This window comes from Agromyces sp. NPDC004153 (assembly GCF_053603635.1).
Window position 1 is genome coordinate 754,849 of the sequence record NZ_JBSGFY010000001.1, and the last position, 20,664, is coordinate 775,512.

The window sequence follows — 20,664 nt, forward strand, 5'->3', positions numbered from 1 at the left end:
GCGGTGCTGCTGAGGATCATGGGGCGAGGCCGGCCGGGGTCCCCGACCGGCCTCGCTGGTCTGCGACTACTCGCTGACGGTGAAGCCCTGCTCGTTGCCGTAGTCGACGAGCTGGCGCTGCCATTCGGCGAGGCCCTCGTTCAGGTCGGCCTTGTTCGCGTAGGACTGCCCGACGGTGTCGCCGAAGATGCTGTTCGCGTACACCTGGTAGGGCAGGTACGACCAGCCCTCCGAGACGTCCTTCGACGCCTGCGTCAGCACCTCGTTGATCTTCTGGCCGCCGAAGTAGTCCGACTCGTACGAGAGGAACTCGGGGTCCTCGAGCTCCGCGGTCGTCGACGGGAAGCCGCCGCTCTCGAGGAACACGTCGATCGAGGCCGGGTCGCTGTTCAGCCAGCGCAGGAACGCCGCGGCGAGCGCCGGGTTCTTCGACTGGGTCGTGACCGACTGGCCACCGCCGCCGTTCTCGGCCGAGACCGGCGTGCCGTCGTAGGTCGGGATCGGCGCCACGCGCCAGTCGCCGGCCGCATCCGCGACGCTCGACTCGAGCACGCCGGGCATCCACGCGCCCGTCACGAGCGTCGCGATCGAGCCGTCGCCGAGGCCCTTGTACCACTCGTCGGTCCAGCCGGGCGTGGTCGAGAGGAGGTCCTCCTCGACGAGCTGGTTCCAGACGCCGGTCCACTTCTGGGTGCCCTCGTCGGCGAGGTCGATCGTCACGTCGGTGCCGTCGATCGTGAACGGACGGCCGCCGGCCTGCCAGATCATGCTCGTCGTGAAGCCGGCGTCGCCGGTGTCGGAGGCGATGTACTTCGTCGGGTCGGCCGCGTGCAGCTGGCGCGCCGCCGCGACGTACTCGTCCCACGTGGTCGGAACGGCGATGCCGTACTGGTCGAAGACGGCCTTGTTGTAGAACAGCGCCATGGGGCCGGAGTCCTGCGGGAGGCCGACGAGCTTGCCGTCGACGTTCACGGCGCCCCAGGTGGAGGCGCTGTACTGGTCCTCGAGGTCGTCGAGGCCGTACTGGCTCAGGTCGACGAGCGCGTCGGAGAGCGCGAACTGCGGCACCGCGTAGTACTCGATCTGCACGACGTCGGGCGCGCCCGAGCCCGCCTTGATCGCGTTCTGCAGCTTCGTGTACTCCTCGGTGTTGGTGCCGGCGTTGACGAGCTCGACGTCGACGTTCGGGTACGCCTCCTCGAACGCGGCGACCTGCGCCTCGGCGCTCGGGGTCCAGCTCCAGTAGGTGAGCTTGCCACCGGCTTCGAGGGCGACGTCGAGGTCGTCGGCGCTGCCGCCGCCCGAGGTGCTGCCACCCGAGGAGCAGGCGGCGAGCGAGCCGATCGCGAACGCGGCGGCCGCGATCGTCAGGGTCCGCCGGACGGCGGAACGGGGGATGGCCATGTGATGCTTCCCTTCACTTCGTTGTGCCATGTGGTCCGGGGCAGGACGCTCCGGTCGAGCGGGTTGGGGGGTGGGGTCGGTCATGCGTGCCGCTCGGTCACTGCTTGACGCTTCCGGCGCTGAGCCCCGACTGCCAGAACCGCTGCAGGCCGAGGAACGCGACGACGATGGGGATGATCGTGAGCAGCGAGCCCGTGATCACCAGGTTGTAGATGGGCTGGGCGCTGACGCCCGTGGCCTGCGCGCTCCACTGGTTGAGGCCGACCGTGAGCGGGTACCAGGTCGGGTCGCTCAGCATGATCAGCGGCAGGAAGTAGTTGTTCCAGGTCGCGACGACCGTGAAGAGCAGCACGGTCACGATGCCGGGCGCGAGCAGTCGGATCGAGATCGTGAAGAACGTGCGGAACTCCCCCGCGCCGTCCATGCGGGCGGCCTCGAGGATCTCGGTCGGCACCGAGTCGACGGCGTAGACCCAGATCAGGTAGAGGCCGAACGGGCTGATGAGCGACGGGACGATGATCGCCCACGGCGTGTTCGTGAGGCCCAGCTGGCTGAACATGAGGAACGTCGGCACGGCGAGCGCGGTGCCGGGCACGGCGATCGCGCCGAGCACGACCGCGAAGATCGCGCGGCGCCCGGCGAAGCGGAACTTCGCGAGGCCGTACCCCGCGAGCGTGGCGAGCAGGGTCGCGCCTCCGGCGCCGAGGATCACGTAGAGCAGCGTGTTGCCGAACCAGCGCAGGAAGATGCCGTCGCGGTAGGTCAGGGTCTCCCAGATGTTCTGGAACAGCACGAACTCGTCGCCGAACGCGAGGCCGAAGCTCGAGAACAGCCCGCTCTGGGTCTTCGTGGCGTTGATCACGAGCCAGGCCAGCGGCAGCAGGCTGTAGATCACGAGGATCGACATCATGAGCGTGAAGGCCACCGACTTGCGGGGTCGCAGCGAGCTGCGGCGACGGGCCGGGCGTCCGGGTCGTGCGGTGCGTGCGGAGCGCGCGCTCGAGGCGGCGGCGGTGGGGGCGACGGATGCCTCGGGGCGGGCGGTGCCCGCGGCATCCGTGCCCAGGGTCCCGGCGGTGGTGCTCATCGCTCCTCCTTCCGCGAACCGCGGAGTTGGACGACGTAGGCGATGACCGCGGTGATGACGCCCATGACGATCGCGACGGTGGCGGAGAAGTTGTACTGCTGACCGTTGAACGAGAGGTTGTAGGCGTACATGTTCGGCGTGAAGTACGTCGTGATGATGTTCGGCGCGAGCGTGCGCAGGATGTTCGGCTCGTTGAAGAGCTGGAAGCTGCCGATGATCGAGAAGATCGTGGCGATGACGATCGCGCCGCGCAGGGCGGGCAGCTTGATGCCGGTCACGACGCGGATCGGGCCTGCGCCGTCGAGCTCGGCGGCCTCGTAGAGGTCGGTGGGGACGACCCTGAGCGCCGAGTAGAAGATCAGCATGTTGTAGCCGACGAACTCCCAGGTCACGATGTTGCCGATCGAGACGAGGATCCACTCGCGGGCGAACGGCGTGAGCACGTCGGACCCGAGCCAGTCGTTGATGTTCGCCGCGAGCCCGAAGTTGTCGCCGTAGATGAAGCCCCACATGAGCACGGCAACGACGGCCGGCACCGCGTAGGGCAGGAAGATCACGATGCGGAAGAAGCCCGACGCGTGCAGGCGGGCGCTGTCGATGGCGAGCGCCGCGACGAGCGCGAGGCCGAGCATGATCGGCACCTGCACGAGCAGGAACAGCGCCACCCGCCCGAAGCCCTCCCAGAACTGCGGGTCGGTGAACAACTCGAGGTAGTTCTCGAGGCCCACGAACGCGTTGCCGCCGACGAGCTGCTCGCGGAAGAGGCTGAGGTAGGCCGAGTAGGCGACGGGTGCGATGAACACGAGCAGGAACACGATGAGGAACGGGGCCGTGAACGCCAGGCCCTTCCACTCGCTGCGGGCTCGGGATCGGATGCGCGGGGCCTCGGAGGCCGTGGCACCGCGTGGGGGTGCCGGTGCGGACGTCGCTGTCATCGAACACTTCCAATCGCGGGCATGTTCACGTCAACATGCAGTGGGGCCACGATAGCATGTTGACGTGAACATGCAAGCCACGGGGCATGATGTAGTCACGAAGGAGCACCGATGACGACCGTCACCACCCCAGCGCAGGCCGCGCCCGGCCGCCGGCGCGGGCCATCCATGGCCGACGTCGCCCGCGAAGCGAACGTGTCGGGCCAGACGGTCTCGCGCGTGTCCAACGGCCGCGACAACGTCGACCCCGAGACGCGCGAGCGCGTGCTCGAGGCCATGCGCAAGCTCGGCTACCGTCCCAACAGCGCGGCCCGCGCGCTGCGTTCGGGCAGATTCCACAGCATCGGCGTCATCATGTTCACGCTCTCGAGCTTCGGCAACATGCGCACGCTCGACGCCATCGCGATCGCCGCGGCCGACGCCGGCTACTCGATCACCCTCATCCCCGTGCCGCACCCGACGCAGGGCGAGGTCTCGGTCGCGTTCGACCGGCTCAGCGAGGAGGCGGTCGACGGCGTCATCATCATCGTCGAGGCGCACCTGCTCGACGAGAACGACGTCGTGCTGCCCGCGGGCCTGCCGGTCGTCGTGGTCGACTCCACCGCGCGCGACCGCTACCCCGTCGTCGACACCGACCAGGCGCACGGCGCCCGCCTCGCGACCGAGCACCTGCTCGAGCTCGGCCATCGAACGGTCTGGCACGTCGCCGGCCCCGAGCGCTCGTACTCGGCGACGCACCGGCGCGAGTCGTGGGAGGCGACGCTGCGCGCCCACGGCGCCGAGGTGCCGCCCGTCGTCGTCGGCGACTGGTCGAGCGAGTCGGGCCACGAGCTCGGGCTCGAGCTCGCACGGAACCCCGGGGTCACGGCGATCTTCGCCGCGAACGACCAGATGGCGCTCGGCGTGCTGCGCGCGCTGCACGAGTCCGGTCGGGCGGTGCCCGACGAGGTCAGCGTCGTCGGGTTCGACGACATGGAGGAGTCGCGCAGCTTCTGGCCGCCGCTCACGACCGTGCGCCAGTTCTTCGGCGAGGTCGGCCGCCGGTCGGTCGAGGCGCTGCTGCACGAGGTCGAGTCGGGCGAGCAGGAGGACAGCACGCTCGTGGCCACCGAGCTCATCGTGCGCGAGAGCACCGCGGCGCCGCAGGCCTGACGCCCGCGCAGGGCACCCCGGGTGCGCGGCATCCGCGCCGGCCCGTCGCGCTCTGCACGACTCCTGCGCCGCCCGCCGGCTCGAAATGCATGAGAATCCAGCGGATGCCCCGTGCTGGGCGCCCAAGTCGCGGAATCTCATGCATTTCGGGGCCGGCCCCAGCCCGACAGACCCGGCCCGAGTACGACAGGCCCGGCGCAGCCCGAAGGGCGGCCGCCGCGGATGCAGCGACCGCCCCTCGCGGCACCGGATCAGGGCTTGGCGGAGTTCGCCGCCAGGATCCGCTGCGCCGGCGTCTCGGCGGTCGCCGGCTCGACGCCGTCGGCGGAGACCGTCACGCGCGCGCTGAGCAGCTTGCCCGCGTCGCTCGTGACCGGCGTGTACGTGGCATCCGTCGCACCCTCGATGGGTTCGCCGTTGCTGAGCCACTGGTAGGCGATCTCGCCGTCGGCGGGGTCCAGCGTGCCGACCGCCGACGATGGCGTGCCCACCCGCGGACGGTCGGCGAGCTCGAGCCCGTCGATCACCGCGTGCCGCCGGATCGTCACGGAGTACTCCGTGCGCGCGATGCCGTCGGCCGAGGTCACGACGACCGTCCCAACGCCGCCGTTCGCGGTCGTCGGCTGCGTGACCCGCACGGTCGCGGCCCGGTCGACCGCGATCGCGTCGACCACCGGCAGGCGCCCGCCCTCGACGTCGACCTCGTAGTCGAGCGTCGCCGCCTCGAACCCGTCGATCGTCTCGCCGTCGAGGCGCAGCACCGCGAGCTCGGCCTCCGACGCGGCCGCGGGCACGGCCTCGGACACCTCGACCTCCGACACGATGAGGTGCGTGTTCGCGTACGCATTCATGATCACGCGCACGCCCGTCGCCGCGACCGGCGCGAACTCGGCGACCACGGTCGGCGCGCTGCCGTCGGCCGGGGACACGACGGGCGTGAACGACTCCCAGCCGGGCGCCGGAACCCACGCGCCCTCCGTGCCGCGCACCTGCACCTGCATCGTCTGCGCCCAGCTGGTCGTGCCGTCGCGGTAGAACTGCACCGCCACGCGCTGCACCTGGTGCGCCGCCGCGTACTGGTAGGTCAGCGTCGACTGCGTCGGCTTGTTCGACGCCACCCAGTTCGACCAGCCCTTGTCGCCGAGCACGCCGTTGCGCGTGCGGTCGACCGGGTAGCCCGACTCGGTGGAGCTCGCCGCGGCCGTCGTGCCGGCGTCGGGGTTGACGTTGCGCAGCGTCCCCTCGGTGACGAGCACCGAGAGCGTCGCGGCCAGCGAGGCTCCGTCGGCGGATGCCGCGCCGATCACCCGCACGACGCCGACCTCGCCGAACGCGGCATCCGTCACGCCTGTCCAGTCCCACGTCACGGGCACGTCGAAGGCGTTCTCGGATGCCCCGACGCGCGCCGGGACGGTCGCGGGCGCTGCGGCCTGCACCGCCGCGAGCGTTGCGCCCGCGGCCACCGTGATCGACACCGGGTCGGATGCGGTGAGGCCGCCGACGTCGACGAGCGCCGTCACCCCGATCGCCTGGCCGAACACATCGGTCGCGGTACCGGGCACTTCGACGCGCCCGGTCGTCGCCCATGCGCCCTCGTCGGGCAGCTGCCACGCGACCGCGACCGGAACGCCCGCACCCCACGCGTAGCGCGGCACGATCGTCTCGGGCAGCACCGGCACGACGCCCGCCTGCGTGCGCGCGGCGACGCTCTGACCGGCGAGCGGCGCGAGGTCGCGCGGATCCCACGCCTGGTTGGCGCCGCCGTTCGAGCCGTACACGCCGACCGTCGCGCCGTTCGCGGTCGACTGCCCGTTCACGTCGAGCGCGAGTCCGAGCTGCTCGTTGACGAGCGAGTACGTGCGACCGTCGGTGGTGTTCACGACCCAGCGGGTCGCGGCGTTGCCGGCGGCTGCGTCGACGCCCACGCTGCGCAGGTCGGTGCCGGCACTCGTCGCGCCGAGCACGCGTCCATCGGATGCCTCCAGCACCACGCGTCGGGTCGCCTCGCGATCGCCCGCGGCCACCTCGTGCACGGTCCACGCCTGCGGCGCCGCCGCCGCGGCATCCGTCGCCAGGTCTCGGATCGTGGTGGCCGCACCCGTCGTGCCGGCGCTCAGCGCCTTGCCGCTCTGCGCGCCGACGAACTGGTACCGGTGGCCGTCGCGGAGCGCGGGGGCATCCGCTGCGACACCCGAGACGCCGTCGATGACGAACGTGGTGACCGACTTCGCCGGCACGGTCAGCGTCGCGGTGCGCGCCTCGCGGTCGATCGCGACCGGGGCGCCCTGCACGAGCGCGTTGGAGGTCGGGTCGGTGAGCGAGTTCGCCTGCGTGGTGGTGACCGGCGTGACCGTGGCGCCCTCGGCGATGTCGCCGAAGTTCGACAGGTCGATGGTGACCAGGCGCTCGGATGCCGCGGTGTTGCTGTGCACGATCGTCGCACCCGTGCCGTCACCGCGGACGGCCGCCGTGCTCGACGTGCTGTCGACCGCGATGAGGTGGTCGCCCTCGTGGAGGTACTTGGTGAAGTTGCGGATGGTGTTGAACTTCGAGTTGATCGACACCCCGCACTCGGCGACCGTCGTCGAGTCGCCGCCTGCGGCGGCCACGCGGCGCACCGACTTCCAGACGGTGCCGTCGGCCTCCTGGTAGGGCGCGCAGTCGAGGTCGATGAAGATCGAGCCCCAGTTCGAGTTCTCCGCCTGCGGCTCCATGTTGTAGAGGTCCTCGACGGGCTGCCAGAGCACCCACGCCTTCGGCTCGAGCTCGCGCAGGTCGTCCTGGATGCGGCTCGCGATGCCGAGGCCGTTCTCGATGCTGAGCGGGTTGTTGCCGCTCACCCAGTTGCCCTCGATCTCGCTCATCCAGAGGTCGGTGTCGGCCTGCTTGGCGAGGTCGCGCACGGTCAGCCGGCCCGACGTGCCGTACGTGTGCACGTTCATGCGGTCGACCGTGTCGCGGGTCGCGGCCGGGTAACCGGCCCAGTTCGTCGCGAAGGTGCCGGGGTTCGTCTCGTCCATGGCGGCGAGACCGGCGTCGGTCGTCGTGGCCGGGTCGTCGAGCTCGGCGCGCACGGCGTCGATGAGCTGCACCTGACGGGCGGGACCGACGTGCATGCCCTCCTGGCGCCCGCCGACCGGCTTGCCGTTGCTCAGCGTGGTGCCCCAGTAGTTCGTGTTCGGCTCGTTGAAGGGGTCGATGGTGTCGACGTCGATGCCGTACTCGTCCTCGACGTGCTCGGTGACGTTCACCAGGTAGGTCGCGAACTGCGCCTGCGCGGCGGGCTTCAGCTGCTCGGACGAGGCGTTGAACCCGCCCGAGACGTAGCCGCTCTCGGTCATGAAGTACGGCGCCGAGTTCGCGAACGTCTCCCAGTGCGTGATCTGGTCGTCGGCGGCGAGCCGCTCGACCCACCAGCGCTGCGTCTCGTCGGCGTCCCAGTCGTACGACGCGGGGTCGTCGGCGTTCCAGGCGGCGAGCAGCGCATTGCGGTCGGCGTACGTCGTGGAGACGCCGCCGTAGGTGCCGGCGTCGCCGGTCGGGTTCGCCGCCCACCAACCGTCGACCGCACCGCCCGGACGCAGGTAGTCCTGCACGTCCGACGCGTTGCCGCCGCCGATGTTGTAGCGCGCGATGTTGAGGTCGAGCCCGTCCTCGCCGAAGACCGCCTGGTAGAGCTCCTCGCGGAGTTCCTCCGGGTAGCCGCCGGTCGCGTTCGCGAACCAGACCAGGCTGGTGCCCCAGCCCTCGAACGCCTCGCCCGCGTACGCGGGGTTCGGGGTGATGGTGGTGCCGTCCGCCGCGGAGGCCGGAGCCGCCGCGGCGATCGGCACGGCCAGCAGTGCACCCGTGAGTGCGGCGCTCGCGGTGAGCGCGGTGAGTCGTCGTCTGCCATGAGACATCGTCATTGACGTCGTCCTCTTTCGCCGTCGAAGTGGGTGGTGCGAGTGTGTTGACGTCAACACGCTCGCGCACGACGATACATGTTGACGTCAACATTGGGAAGGCACGCGACGGCGGATGTCTCATGGGCTTCGGTCACGGCGAGATGCATGAGATTCCGCCCGATGTCCCGCTCCGGGCTGCCGTGCACTGGATTCTCATGCGTTCGCGCCGAAATCGTCCGGCGTGACGCCGCAGCGGCGCGGGGGTCTCAGCCCCGCAGCAGCCCGCGCAGCGTCTGGATCGTGTCGGCGTCCTCGGGGCGCTTGTCGTCGCGGTAATGCTTGACCCGGGCGAACCGCAGCGCGATGCCGCCCGGATACCTCGTCGAGCGCTGCACCCCGTCGATCGCGATCTCGACGACCGTGGTCGGCGCCACCCACACCGTGTTGGCCGTGCGGCGCACCTCGATCTCTTGGAAGTACTCCGTCTGCCAGCGCAGCAGCTCGTCGGTGAGCCCCTTGAACGTCTTGCCCACCATCACGTAGTCGCCGGGCTCGCCGAACTCCCCGGTCGGATCGAGTGCGCCGAGGTGCAGGTTCGACAGCCAGCCGGTGCGTCGGCCCGAGCCCCACTCGCAGGCGAGCACCACGAGGTCGTAGGTGTGCACGGGCTTGACCTTGATCCAGCTCGACCCGCGCCGGCCCGCGGCGTACGGCGACGCGATCGCCTTCACGACGACGCCCTCCTGCCCGGCGGCGAGCGCGTCGCGCGATACCCGCTCGGCGACCTCGGGATCCGACGTGACCTCGCCGGGGATGCGGTGCCCCGCGGCCACGCGCTCGAGTTCGGCCAGCCGAGTCGAGAGCGGCTCGTCGAGCAGGTCGCGCCCGTCGACGTGCAGCACGTCGAAGAACCACGGATGCAGCAGCGTCTCGCGCGCGGCATCCGCACCGAACCGCGACATCGTCTCCTGGAACGGGCGCGGCGCGCCGTCCTCGTCGAGCGAGAGCGTCTCGCCGTCGAGGATGACGTCGCGCACCGGCATCCGCCGCACGACCTCGACCACCTCGGGGAGCCGGTGCGTGATGTCGGCGAGGTTGCGCGTGAAGACGCGCACGTCGTCGCCCGAGCGGTGCACCTGGATGCGCGCCCCGTCGAGCTTGTACTCCACGGATGCCTCGCCCGTCGTCGCGAGCGCGGCCGACGCAGTGGCGGCCGTCGCCGCGAGCATCGGCAGCACGGGCCGGCCCACCTCGAGGCCGACGGACTCGAGCTCCTGCTCGGTGCCGGTGAGCGCGAGCCGCGCCGTCTCGCCGAGGTCGCCCGACAGCATCGCCGCACGCCGCACCACGTCGCCCGGGCGCTCCGCGGCGCGCGCGATCGCGTCGGTCACGACGCCCTCGAGCGCGCCGGTGCGCATCTCGCCGAGCAGCACCTTGGCGAGGAAGCCCTGTTCGCGCTCGGTCGCGCGTGACGTGAGTTCGCGCAGGTCGCGCGTGCGATCGGCGGCCGAGCCGGTGCCCGCGGTGGCGCGCAGCCGGTCGAGGAGCGCGTCGAGGTCGCCGACCGTGAGCGACGGCGTCTCGGCGGGCTCGCCCATCACGGTGGCGACGCTGCGCCAGCCGACGCCGACGCGCCCCTGCCGCGGCTTGCCGACGAGGAACCCGATCGCCGGGGCGATCTCGTCGGGCTCGAGCCGCACGAGCAACGCGGCGAGCGCGTCGACCTTGGCCAGCCGGGAGCGCGTGGCGGCGACGGTGTCGGACGTGGTGACGAGCTCATCGAGCAGCACCCGGCCAGTCTCCCACCGCCCGCCGACACGGGTGGGGGACTATGCCGGCTCCGCGCCCTCCCCCATCGCGACCGTGCCGTCGGAGAGCACCGGCGAGATGAGCCCGAACACGTTGTGGTCGGGGTCCATCAGGTAGCCGCCCCGGCCGATCCCTGGCCAGTCCGTCGCCGGCAGCGCCTCGGTGGCGCCCAACTCGATGCCCCGCTTCATCAGGCCGTCGATGTCATCGACGCCGACCACGAAGTTGGCGCCGTTGACCGGCGCGCCGATCTCGGGCGCCGGGCCCTCGCGCTTGGTCAGCCCGCCGTTGATGCCCATGCCGGGCTGCCCAGCGACGTTGCCGATCGAGCCCTCGCCGGTGTCGATCACCCAGTAGGTCTCGCCGTACTGCTGGAAGCTCCACCCCAGGAGCTCGGAGTAGAAGTCGACGAGCCGCTGCGGCTCGGTCGCGTGGATCTCGAAGTGCACGACGAGGTTCGCCATGGTGATGCCTCCTTGGTCGGATGCCGCACACGGTACGCCGGGGCGGTGACATCCACACGGCATCGGCCTCTCGGATGCGAACGTCGACGACCTTCGACGCCTGACCTCTCGCGGACCTGAGGCGGTCCGCTTGGAGCCGGGCGTCCGCTTCGAGCCGGGCGTCCGCCTCGACTTGACTTCCGCGTCCCGGCTCGACTGCAATATATTGCATGCTGCACCCCGACGCTCGTGCCGAGCGCCCGACCTCGCTGCGCGACGACGGCTCTCGCGAGCTGCGCGACGCGATCGTCAGCGGCCGGCAGCGATCGTGGCCGACGACCGGTTCCACGAGGTCGCCGTGCGGGCGAGCGCGAACCCGCTGCTGCTCGAACTGGTCGACCCTCGGTCGGCTGCTCCACCTCGAGGCCGACGACGACGATCACGAGGCCGTCGACGACGTGAACGCGGGCGAGCCCGCGGCATCCGTCACCCCCACCCCCTGAAGGAGAGAACCATGGCCCTCGCCGACTTCCCCCGTCACCAGCTGACGTTCGGGCCGAGCCCGATCCACCCCGTCGACCGGCTGAGCGCCCACCTCGGCGGGGCCCGCGTCTGGATGAAGCGCGAGGACGTGAACAGCGGCCTCGCGTTCGGCGGCAACAAGACCCGCAAGCTCGAGTACCTCGTGCCCGACGCGCTCGCGAAGGGCGCCGACACGCTCGTTTCGATCGGCGGCGTGCAGTCCAACCACACCCGCCAGGTCGCGGCCGTCGCCGCGCACCTGGGCCTGAAGTGCGTGCTCGTGCAGGAGCACTGGGTCGACTGGCCCGACTCGGTGAACGACCGCGTCGGCAACATCCTGCTCTCGCGGCTCATGGGCGCCGACGTTCGCCTCTCCCCCGCGGGCTTCAGCATCGGCTTCCGCGAGTCGTGGAAGCAGGCGATCGCCGACGTCGAGGCGGCGGGCGGCACGCCGTATGCGATCCCGGCCGGGGCATCCGATCACCCGCTCGGCGGGCTCGGCTTCGCGAACTGGGCGCACGAGGTCGCCGCGCAGGAGGAGGCGCTCGGCGTCTTCTTCGACACGATCGTGGTGTGCTCGGTGACGGGCTCGACGCACGCCGGCATGATCGCCGGCTTCGCCGACCTCGAGCAGAACTTCAGCGGCCGGCCCCGCCGGGTGCTCGGCATCGACGCGTCCGCGACGATCGACGAGACCCGTGACCAGGTCGGGCGCATCGCCCGCAACACGGCCGAGCTCATCGGCCTCGGACGCGACCTGCGCGACGACGAGGTCACCGTGCTCGAGGGCTGGGCGGGCGACCACTACGGCATCCCCGTGGAGTCGACCGACGAAGCGCTGCGGCTCACCGGCAGCCTCGAGGGCGTGATCCTCGACCCCGTCTACGAGGGCAAGTCGATGGCCGGCCTCATCGAGCTCGTGACGACGGGTGCGATCGCGAAGGACTCGAACGTGCTCTATGCCCACCTCGGCGGCCAGCCCGCGCTCAACGCCTACAGCGGCCGGTACCACTGACGGATGCCGCGGGCGCGCCGCGTCGCTCGCTCGGCCGAGGGGACGGAATCGTTCGCGTCGGGCGCCTCGCGCCGGCCGATTCCGCCCTCGTCGTCCGGTGATCGGATGCCGCGCGCCCGTGTCGGAGGTCGGGCGTAGCATCGCGGCATGGCGAAGCCCAACCCCGAGCGGGCCCGAGCGCTCGAGCGCCTGGCCGACGTCGGGGGCGACCTGCTCACGCGGCCCGACGTCGCGATGACGCGCATGTTCGGCTCCGAGGCGCTCTCGGTGCGCGGCAGGATGTTCGCGTTCGCGTCGACCGCGGGCGATCTCGTCGTGAAGCTGTCCGAGCAGCGCGTCGACGAGCTCGGCCTCGACAACATGGTCATGCGCGGCCGGCCGATGCGCGAGTGGGCCGTCGTGCCCTACGACGCGGGTCCCGAGCGCTGGCGGGTGATCCTCGGCGAGGCGCACGGCTTCGTCGACGAGATCACGCCGGCCTGACGCGTGGCAGCGTCGCGCGACCGCGCCGACCGCGAGGCCCGCGACGCTCGCGACGGCGACGACCGCCCGCTGCTAGCATGCGCGAGCGCCGCGAGTCGCGTGGCGGGTCCGAGATCGACAGCAGCCGCGTGACCGTGGCCGGAAATGGGGCGACATGAGTGAGGCGCACGCAGAGTGGGATGTCGTCATCGTGGGCGGCGGGAGCGCCGGACTCAGCGCCGCACTGATACTGGGGCGCTCACGTCGGAGGGTGCTCGTCGTCGACGGCAACCGACCTCGCAACGGCGTCGCCGCCCACATGCACGGCGTGCTCGGGCGCGATCACACGTCGCCGCACGACCTGCTCGCCGCCGGGCGCGCGGAGCTGGTCCGCTACGACGTCACCGTCGCCTCGGGATCGGTCGCCTCCGCCACGACCGTCGACGACCGCGAGGATCCGGCGTTCACGCTGGTGCTCGACACGGGCGAACACCACAGCACGCGCCGCGTGCTCGTGGCGACCGGGCTGGTCGACGAGCTGCCCGACGTCCCGGGCCTCGCCGAGCTCTGGGGCGTCGGCGTCGTGATGTGCCCGTACTGCGACGGCTGGGAGGCGCGCGACCGGCGCGTGGCCGTGCTCGCGACGCCGTCGCTCGACCCGCACCAGGCCCAGCTGATGCGACAGGTCGCCGATGACGTCACGTACTACGCGAACGGCGGGATCCTGCCCGAGCGCACGCGCACCGAGCTCGTCGCACGGGGGATCGCGATCGAGGAGCAGGCCGTCGCCCGACTCGACGCCGACGAGGACGGCGGCGTCCGCGGCATCCGCCTCGCCGACGGGAGCATGCGCGATGCCGACGTCGTGTTCGTGGCGCCCCGCCCCGTGCCGAACGACGCCGTGCTCCGCGACCTCCGGGCACGGGCGATCCGCAGTTCGGGCGCCGACTGGGTGCTCGTCGACGAATACGGACGCACGAACGTCCGCGGGCTGTACGCCGCCGGCAACGTCGTGTCGGCTCGCTCGTCGGTCCCGTGGGCCATGGCCTCGGGGTCGCTGGCGGGCACCGGCATCAACGCCGATCTCGTCGACGAGGACATCCGGCGGGCGGTCCAGTCCCACACGGAAGGCGACGAGATCACGACGACCTGACGCGACGTGGGGCCCCTTGCCGCCGCCCGAGTCCGATGCCAGCATGGCGCCATGCGGATCCTCGGACTCGTCTCGTTGGTGCAGCTCATCCTCGGCATCGCCGGCCTGCGCAAGGCGCTCCGCGAGGGACGCGTGGCCGACGTGCCCCTCGTCGAGCCACGACCGAGCGCGCAGCTCCGACAGCGGCACTGGATCGACGGCACGGCGCTCTCCGCACCGACTCCGATGCTGGTGGTCCAGGGCGTCGCGACCCTCATCCTCCTCATCGGGCGGCGACCGCCGGTGTTCTTCGCCCGGCTGGTCGGCGTGCTCGGCGCGATCATGACCATCGGCTCCCCGCTCGAGCGCGTCTGGCGCGACTCCCTCGCCGAGCCCGACCGGGAGCTCACGCCCATCACCCTCGGCGGATTCCTCCTCGCGCTGAAGATGGCGATCCTCGGCTGGTCGGTCGGCCGCGGTCGTCGACCCGAGGAGCTCGCCGCGGCGGACGAGGACGCCTGACCCGTTCGAGACACCCGAGGGCAAGGCCGAGTACGTGCGCCGGCAACGCGTGTTCGCCGAGCGGGGCAACGCGCTGCGCGCACGCATCCTCGAGGCCTGGCTCGGCCCCGCCGCCGGCTGAGACGCAAGGGGTTGCGGCCCACGGCGACCTCGCCGAGCATTACGGCATGCGGATGCCGCATCGCGCACACGTCGTGACGGGAGGCGCCGGGGGGATCGGGCGCCGCATCGCCGAGTTCCTGCTCGCCGAGGGGAACGCAGTCGTGGTGGTCGACACGACGCCCGCCGAATGGCTCGACGACCCCGCCGCGCTCGCCACGACGGGCGACCCGCCGCGCGCGGCCACGGTCGTCGGCGACGCCGGCGACGAGGGCGTGCTCGACGCCGCCGTCGAACGGGCCAGGGAGCTCGGCGGCCTGCACGGCTGGGTCAACGACGCGGCCGTCTTCGACGACGCGTGGCTGCACGACGCCGGCGGGGACGCCATCCTCGCGGCCGTGCAGGCGAACCTGCGGCTCGCGGTGGCCGGATGCGCAGCGGCGGTCCGCGAGTTCCGCCGCACCGACGTGGCCGGCTCGATCGTCAATGTATCATCGCACCAGGGGCAGCGGCCGGTGCGCGGCGCGCTCGCCTACGCCACGGCGAAAGCGGCGATCGAGGGCCTGACCCGCGCCGTCGCCGTCGACTACGGTGCCGACGGCATCCGCTGCAACGCCGTCGCGCTCGGCACGATCCGCACCGAGCGCTACGGCGACCTGCTCGACTCGCTCGATGCCGACGTGCGCGCCGCCGTCGAGCGGCAGGTCGCGGCGCTGCATCCACTCGGTCGCGAGGGCGACGCCACCGAGGTCGCGCAGGTCGTCGCCTTCCTGCTGTCGGATGCCGCGAGCTTCGTCACCGGCACGGTGCTCCCGGTCGACGGCGGCCGCGCCGTCCGCGGCGCCGACCCCGAGGAGCGCTGAGGGCTCAGCCTGCCGGATGCGGCGCACTCGCCTGCTCGGCGAGCCACTCGTCGAACGTCTGGCGTCCGATGGTCGCGTCGGGGCCGGGCAGCGTCTCGCCGCGACGCATCGCGGCGTACTGCTTGCCCGGCAGCGAGACGGCCACGACCGGACCCTTGACGCCCGTGGCGTGGGCGTACTTGCGGACCATGTCGTCGAGGTGCTCCCGGCGCGGCCCCGCGATCTCCGGCCCGTGTCCCATCGGCTCGCCCTCGGCGAGCTCGACGAGCCGCTCGCCCACCTCCCGCGCCGCGACGGGCTGCGAACGCCCGCGGGGCGCGAGGTGCATCCCCGCGACCGTGAGCACGTCGAGCATCTGGCCGGCGAACTCGTGGAACTGCATCGCGCGCAGGATCGTCCACGGCACCGATCCGGCTTCGACCGCATGCTCCTGCGCGAGCTTCGCCGCGTAGTAGCCGTAGGGCGCCCGATCGACCCCCACGATCGACAGGCTCACGTGGTGCCGCACGCCCGCCCGTTCCTCGGCTGCGAGCAGGTTCCGCGTGACGGTGGTGAAGAATGCGGTGGCCTTCTTCGTCGACGTCGTGATCATGTTGCTCGTGTCGATGACGGCGTCGACCCCGCGAAGCGCCGCGTCGAGTCCGTCGCCCGTCACGAGGTCGATGCCGTTCGAGCGCGTGAGCACGACGACCTCGTGCCGGTGCTCGCGCGCGGCCTCCACTGCGTATCGTCCGACGGTGCCGGTTCCTCCGGCGACTGCGATCCTCATGATGCGTCCTCTCCTTCCCTGACCGTGCGCCGCCGCGGTGGCAGGCACAAGGGGATTGCGAACACGAGCGTCGCGGTGAGCGCGATCGGTTGCGCGATCGCGTCCAGCGGCGCGAGCCCATGCAGGTGCCCCACGTGGTAGGCCAGGTGCGGCACCGAGAACACGAGCCAGGCCACGCCGACCGCGATCGAGGCATCCGCCCGGCGCATGAGCGCCGCGACCACGCCCGCCGCGACGAGCGCGAGGTAGAGCGAGCCGACGTCGCGCACGAGGTGCTCGTTGTAGGGGCCGTCGCCCGCGACCCAGGCGCCGAAGACGCCGGGCAACGGGAAGGCGTCGTAGAAGCTGCGCGGTGCGGCGAGCGCCCAGGCGCCGACGAACGCGCCGAGCGCGTTGAGGGCCCACAGGATGCCGCGTCTCCAGTTCGTGTTCACACCCCTTCGACGGCGCAGGCCCCCGGAATGTGACGTCGGCGCTCACATCGGGCGGCCATCCCTCGTCGGACAGGAGAGGACGGATGCGGCATCCGATGGGAAGGTGGGGGCATGACGACGGCACCCGAGGGGTTCGACGAGGCGGCGCTCGAAGCCGAGCGCGGCATGCTCATGAGCCTCTCGTACCGGATGCTCGGCACGGTCGCCGACGCCGAGGACGCCGTGCAGGAGACGTACGCGCGCTGGTACCGGATGTCGCCGGCCGAACGCGACGCGATCGAGAACCCCGCGGCGTGGCTGACCCGCGTCGCGAGCCGCGTCTGCCTCGACCAGCTGGGCTCAGCACGCGCCCGCCGGGAGCGCTACGTGGGCGAGTGGCTGCCCGAGCCCCTGCCCGGCGGCACGGGCATGTTCGCGACCCCGCCCTCGACCGACCCGCTCGATCGCGTCACCCTCGACGAGTCCGTGGCCACCGCGCTCCTCATCGTGCTGGAGTCGCTCACGCCGGCCGAGCGGGTGGCCTTCGTGCTGCACGACGTCTTCGCGATGCCGTTCGACGAGATCGCCGAGGTCGTGGGGCGCTCCCCCGACGCGTGCCGCAAGCTCGCCTCGACCGCGCGCCGGCACGTGCGCGAGCGGCGCGCCGGATCCGCGCCTCGCGAGCAGCACGATGCAGTGGTGCTCGCCTTCACCGAAGCGGCGGGCACCGGCGACCTGCAGGCGCTCCTCCCGCTCCTCGACCCCGACGTCGTGCTGATCTCCGACGGCGGCGGGCTCGCGTCGGCCGCGCGACGGCCCGTGCTCGGCCCCGACCACGTCGGGCGGTACATCCTGGGGCAGCTGGCGAAGCTCGGCGCGACCCTCACGGTGTCGCTGCACGAGACCGCCGACGGCCTCACGCTCGCGTTCGGCGAAGGCGACGTGATCCACAGCGTCGCCGTCCTCGACGTGCGCGACGACCGCGTCGCGCGCGTCTGGATCATGCGGAACCCCGAGAAGCTCGGCCTCTGGAACGCCTGATCCGGATGCCGCGAGCCCTCGGCCGTCGGTAGGGTGGGCACCCTGGGAGGTGCGGCGGATGCAGGGTGGCGAGCGTGTTCCGATCGATGCGCAGCAGGTCGACGCACCGCTGTCGCAGTTCGCGGTGTTCCTGGTGTTGAGCGCGGCCGACGGCGACGCGGCGCTCGCGACCGTGCGCGACGTCGTGTCGGGCATCGACGACCTCGTGAAGACGGTGGGGTTCCGCGACCTGAACGGCCACCTCTCGTGCGTCGTCGGCATCGGCCGCCAGCTCTGGGACCGGCTCTCGCCCGACGCGCGCCCCAGCGAGCTGCACCCGTTCGCGGCGGTGGCCGGCGCCGTGCACGCCGCGCCGTCGACGCCGGGCGACCTGCTGTTCCACATCCGCGCCGAGCGGCAGGATCTCTGCTTCGAGTTCGAGCGCCTGCTGCTCGACGAGCTCGGCGACGCGGCATCCGTGGTCGACGAGACCCAGGGCTTCCGCTACTTCGACGCTCGCGACCTGCTCGGCTTCGTCGACGGCACGGCCAACCCGATCGGCGCCGAGCTGCCCGAGATGACGCTCATCGGCGACGAGGACCCCGACTTCGCGGGCGGCAGCTACGTCGTGGTGCAGAAGTACCTGCACGACCTCGAGGCGTGGGCCCGGCTCTCGACGGCCGAGCAGGAGGCCGTGATCGGGCGCACGAAGCTCGACAACGTCGAGCTCGACGACGCGCCCGGCCCGCAGTTCGCGCACAAGACGCTCACGACGATCGCCGGCGACGACGGCGAGGAGCTGCAGATCCTCCGCGACAACATGCCCTTCGGCCGGCCCGGCCAGGGCGAGTTCGGCACGTACTTCATCGGCTACTCGCGCCGGCTGTGGGTCATCCAGCTCATGATTCACCGCATGTTCATCGGGCAGCCGGCGGGGTTCCACGACCGGATCCTCGACGTGTCGCGGGCCGTCACGGGCACGACGTTCTTCGCGCCGTCGAACCCGGTGCTCCGGGGACTCGCCGACGAGAACGCAGCATCGGATGCCGCGTCCGCACCCGCGTACCCGTCGGAGCCGGCCGCTGGTGCGCCGACGACGGCCTGGCCCGCAGCGACGGCCGAGCCCGCGACGATGGCCGGGCCCGCGATGACGGCCGGGCCCGCGACGACGGCCGGGCCCGCGACGACGGCCGAGCCCGGCACCGACGGCCCGGGCTGACGACGCGGCCGGGAGTCAGCCGGTCGACCGCCTCGCCGCATCGACGCCCGAGCCCGTGAGGAACGGCGCGAGCATGTCGAGCGTGCGCGCCATCAGGTCGGCGGCGAGCCGGTCGTCGCGCGCCTCGGCGCTGGGCTGCACGAGCCGGCCCTCGTCGTAGTACTCGCCGCCGTGCGCATCCGCGGCGAGCGCGGCGAGGATGCTGTCGGCTCCGGTGCCGACCGAGCCGCCGATCGATCCGAACATCGCGTGCAGCAGGCCCGTGTCGATGACGCCCGGCTGGATGCTCACGGCGGTGATGCCCCGCGGCATCCGCCCGGCCAGCCAGCGCGTGTACATGACGATCGCGAGCTTCGAGCGGGCGTAGGCGCGCACGGGCGAGTAGCCGCGCTGGAGCTCGAGGTCGGGCAGGTCGAGCTGCGCCATCGCGTGCGTCGCCGACGCGAGGTTCACGACGCGAGCGCCGTCGGCCAGGCGGGGCTCGAGGAGCTCGGTGAGCAGCACCATCGCGAGGTAGTTCACCTGCAGGGTGCGCTCGTGCCCGTCGCCGGTCGTGCGGCGACGGTCGGCGCCGGGCACGCCGGCGTTGTTCACGAGCCCGTCGATCGGCGCGCCCGCGGCCTCGGCGAGCGCGGATGCCCCGGCGACCACGTCGGCGAGCCGGCCGTAGTCGCACGACACGTACACGACGTCAGCGCTCGACCCCGCGGCGATCCGCGCTACGGCGTCGCCTGCCGCGCCCTCGAGCTCGGGGCCCTGCACGACGAGCCGGTCGGCGGTCGCGGCGAGACGCCGCGCGGCCTCGAGCCCGATCCCGCTCGTGGCGCCGGTGATGACGTAGGTGCCGCCCGATGCGCGCATGCGACCCTCCTCGCTGCCTCGAGCGGCAACCTACCCCATCGGGCGATCCCCTGTCAGGGCACGCGGTAGCCGGCGGCGCGGAAGAGCTCGTACCACTCGGGCCGCGTCAGTGGCACGTCCGAGCCCTGCGCCGCCGCGGCGACCCGCTCGGGCGTCGTCGTGCCGAGCACGACCTGCATGTCGGCGGGGTGGCGCGTGATCCATGCGGTCGCGATCGCGATCGTCGGCACGTCGTACTTCGCGGCGAGCCGGTCGATGACCGCGTTCAGCTCGGGGTAGTCGGGCGAGCCGAGGAACACGCCGTTGAAGAAGCCGGCCTGGAACGGCGACCACGCCTGGATGGTGATGTCGTTGAGGCGGCAGTAGTCGACGATGCCGCCGCCGTCGAGGGTGAGCGCCTGGTCGGTGCCCTGCATGTTCGCGGCCACGCCCTGCGCGATGATCGGCGAGTGCGTGATCGACAGCTGCAGCTGGTTGGCGACGAGGGGCTGCCCCACCGACTTCTTGAGCAGGTCGATCTGGGCCGGCGTGTGGTTCGAGACGCCGAACGCGCGCACCTTGCCCGCGGCCTCGAGCTCGTCGAAGGCGCGAGCGACCTCGTCGGGCTCCACGAGCGCGTCGGGCCGGTGCAGCAGCAGGATGTCGAGGTAGTCGGTCTGCAGCGCGCGCAGCGACCCCTCGACCGCCTCGATGAGGTGCTCGTACGAGAAGTCGAAGTACGGGCCGTCCTTCACGATGCCGGCCTTCGACTGGATCGTGACCTGCTCGCGCTCCGACGGCGTCAGCTGCATCGCCTCGGCGAAGCGGCGCTCGCAGCCGTGCAGCTCGTCGCCGTAGATGTCGGCGTGGTCGAAGAAGTCGATGCCGGCGTCGCGAGCCGTGCCGACGAGCTCGCGCACGGCCTCGTCGCTCATCTTCGAGATGCGCATCAGGCCGAGCACGACGTTGGGGGCGGCGAGGTCGGCGCCGAGGGTGATGGTCTTCATGGTGCTCCTGGGTCGGGTGGGCGGATGCCGCGGCGACGCCGCCGCGGCATCCGCCGTCGTACTG

19 protein-coding genes are annotated in these 20,664 nt (G+C 71.9%); 9 read left to right on the forward strand and 10 right to left on the reverse strand.

Features of this window, described 5'->3' with window-relative positions; genetic code table 11:
- Window positions 1-66: 66 nt before the first annotated feature.
- The 3 genes from ACWEOH_RS03485 to ACWEOH_RS03495 form a co-directional block, all read right to left on the reverse strand.
- Window positions 67-1,404: an ABC transporter substrate-binding protein gene (locus ACWEOH_RS03485; RefSeq protein WP_452028282.1), complete on the reverse strand. Its 1,338-nt coding sequence runs from the start codon at window positions 1,402-1,404 to the stop codon at window positions 67-69.
- A 97-nt stretch (window positions 1,405-1,501) separates the two neighbouring features.
- The gene (locus ACWEOH_RS03490) at window positions 1,502-2,347 is read right to left on the reverse strand and encodes a carbohydrate ABC transporter permease (protein WP_452031834.1); all 846 of its coding nucleotides are present in this window, start codon (window positions 2,345-2,347) and stop codon (window positions 1,502-1,504) included.
- A gap of 140 nt (window positions 2,348-2,487) precedes the next feature.
- Window positions 2,488-3,426 carry a carbohydrate ABC transporter permease gene (locus ACWEOH_RS03495; protein WP_452028283.1) on the reverse strand — a complete coding sequence of 313 codons (939 nt, stop codon included), beginning with the start codon at window positions 3,424-3,426 and terminating at the stop codon, window positions 2,488-2,490.
- 111 nt (window positions 3,427-3,537) lie between these two features.
- On the opposite strand from ACWEOH_RS03495, the gene ACWEOH_RS03500 reads away from it, so the two are divergent.
- Window positions 3,538-4,578, forward strand: coding sequence for a LacI family DNA-binding transcriptional regulator (locus tag ACWEOH_RS03500; protein ID WP_452028285.1), 1,041 nt, complete (start codon window positions 3,538-3,540; stop codon window positions 4,576-4,578).
- Window positions 4,579-4,829: 251 nt separating this feature from the next.
- Here ACWEOH_RS03500 and ACWEOH_RS03505 read toward each other — a convergent pair whose 3' ends face one another.
- The 3 genes from ACWEOH_RS03505 to ACWEOH_RS03515 form a co-directional block, all read right to left on the reverse strand.
- On the reverse strand, window positions 4,830-8,486 hold the full coding sequence (locus tag ACWEOH_RS03505) for an RICIN domain-containing protein (protein ID WP_452028287.1): 3,657 nt from the start codon (window positions 8,484-8,486) through the stop codon (window positions 4,830-4,832).
- Window positions 8,487-8,731: 245 nt separating this feature from the next.
- The gene (locus ACWEOH_RS03510) at window positions 8,732-10,255 is read right to left on the reverse strand and encodes an ATP-dependent DNA ligase (RefSeq protein WP_452028288.1); all 1,524 of its coding nucleotides are present in this window, start codon (window positions 10,253-10,255) and stop codon (window positions 8,732-8,734) included.
- A gap of 39 nt (window positions 10,256-10,294) precedes the next feature.
- Window positions 10,295-10,738, reverse strand: coding sequence for a VOC family protein (locus ACWEOH_RS03515; protein WP_452028289.1), 444 nt, complete (start codon window positions 10,736-10,738; stop codon window positions 10,295-10,297).
- Between the two features lie 209 nt (window positions 10,739-10,947).
- Between ACWEOH_RS03515 and ACWEOH_RS03520 the strand changes: the two genes are divergently transcribed.
- The 6 genes from ACWEOH_RS03520 (at window position 10,948) to ACWEOH_RS03545 (ending at window position 15,332) form a co-directional block, all read left to right on the forward strand.
- A complete protein-coding gene (locus ACWEOH_RS03520; protein ID WP_452028291.1) occupies window positions 10,948-11,220 on the forward strand; it encodes a hypothetical protein in 273 nt (90 codons plus the stop codon).
- Between the two features lie 11 nt (window positions 11,221-11,231).
- Window positions 11,232-12,254, forward strand: coding sequence for a 1-aminocyclopropane-1-carboxylate deaminase (locus ACWEOH_RS03525; protein ID WP_452028293.1), 1,023 nt, complete (start codon window positions 11,232-11,234; stop codon window positions 12,252-12,254).
- A gap of 147 nt (window positions 12,255-12,401) precedes the next feature.
- Window positions 12,402-12,737: a hypothetical protein gene (locus tag ACWEOH_RS03530; protein ID WP_452028295.1), complete on the forward strand. Its 336-nt coding sequence runs from the start codon at window positions 12,402-12,404 to the stop codon at window positions 12,735-12,737.
- A 154-nt stretch (window positions 12,738-12,891) separates the two neighbouring features.
- Window positions 12,892-13,869 (forward strand): NAD(P)/FAD-dependent oxidoreductase, encoded by a 978-nt coding sequence (locus ACWEOH_RS03535; protein WP_452028296.1) that lies wholly within the window; start codon window positions 12,892-12,894, stop codon window positions 13,867-13,869.
- Window positions 13,870-13,920: 51 nt separating this feature from the next.
- On the forward strand, window positions 13,921-14,370 hold the full coding sequence (locus ACWEOH_RS03540) for a hypothetical protein (RefSeq protein WP_452028298.1): 450 nt from the start codon (window positions 13,921-13,923) through the stop codon (window positions 14,368-14,370).
- A gap of 173 nt (window positions 14,371-14,543) precedes the next feature.
- Window positions 14,544-15,332: an SDR family NAD(P)-dependent oxidoreductase gene (locus ACWEOH_RS03545; RefSeq protein ID WP_452028300.1), complete on the forward strand. Its 789-nt coding sequence runs from the start codon at window positions 14,544-14,546 to the stop codon at window positions 15,330-15,332.
- A 4-nt stretch (window positions 15,333-15,336) separates the two neighbouring features.
- Here ACWEOH_RS03545 and ACWEOH_RS03550 read toward each other — a convergent pair whose 3' ends face one another.
- Both ACWEOH_RS03550 and ACWEOH_RS03555 read right to left on the reverse strand, forming a co-directional pair.
- Window positions 15,337-16,101: an SDR family oxidoreductase gene (locus ACWEOH_RS03550; RefSeq protein ID WP_452028302.1), complete on the reverse strand. Its 765-nt coding sequence runs from the start codon at window positions 16,099-16,101 to the stop codon at window positions 15,337-15,339.
- Window positions 16,098-16,535, reverse strand: coding sequence for a hypothetical protein (locus ACWEOH_RS03555; protein WP_452028304.1), 438 nt, complete (start codon window positions 16,533-16,535; stop codon window positions 16,098-16,100). The genes ACWEOH_RS03550 and ACWEOH_RS03555 overlap by 4 nt, the downstream gene beginning before the upstream one ends.
- Before the next feature lie 111 nt (window positions 16,536-16,646).
- Here ACWEOH_RS03555 and sigJ point away from each other — a divergent pair, with 111 nt between their 5' ends.
- Both sigJ and ACWEOH_RS03565 read left to right on the forward strand, forming a co-directional pair.
- Entirely contained in the window at window positions 16,647-17,555 is a 909-nt protein-coding gene (sigJ, locus tag ACWEOH_RS03560) for an RNA polymerase sigma factor SigJ (protein ID WP_452028305.1), read from the forward strand.
- Window positions 17,556-17,613: 58 nt separating this feature from the next.
- Window positions 17,614-18,753: a Dyp-type peroxidase gene (locus ACWEOH_RS03565; RefSeq protein ID WP_452028307.1), complete on the forward strand. Its 1,140-nt coding sequence runs from the start codon at window positions 17,614-17,616 to the stop codon at window positions 18,751-18,753.
- A 15-nt stretch (window positions 18,754-18,768) separates the two neighbouring features.
- Here ACWEOH_RS03565 and ACWEOH_RS03570 read toward each other — a convergent pair whose 3' ends face one another.
- Both ACWEOH_RS03570 and ACWEOH_RS03575 read right to left on the reverse strand, forming a co-directional pair.
- The gene (locus tag ACWEOH_RS03570; protein WP_452028309.1) at window positions 18,769-19,614 is read right to left on the reverse strand and encodes an SDR family NAD(P)-dependent oxidoreductase; all 846 of its coding nucleotides are present in this window, start codon (window positions 19,612-19,614) and stop codon (window positions 18,769-18,771) included.
- Window positions 19,615-19,667: 53 nt separating this feature from the next.
- A complete protein-coding gene (locus ACWEOH_RS03575; RefSeq protein ID WP_452028311.1) occupies window positions 19,668-20,600 on the reverse strand; it encodes an aldo/keto reductase in 933 nt (310 codons plus the stop codon).
- Window positions 20,601-20,664: the final 64 nt, after the last annotated feature.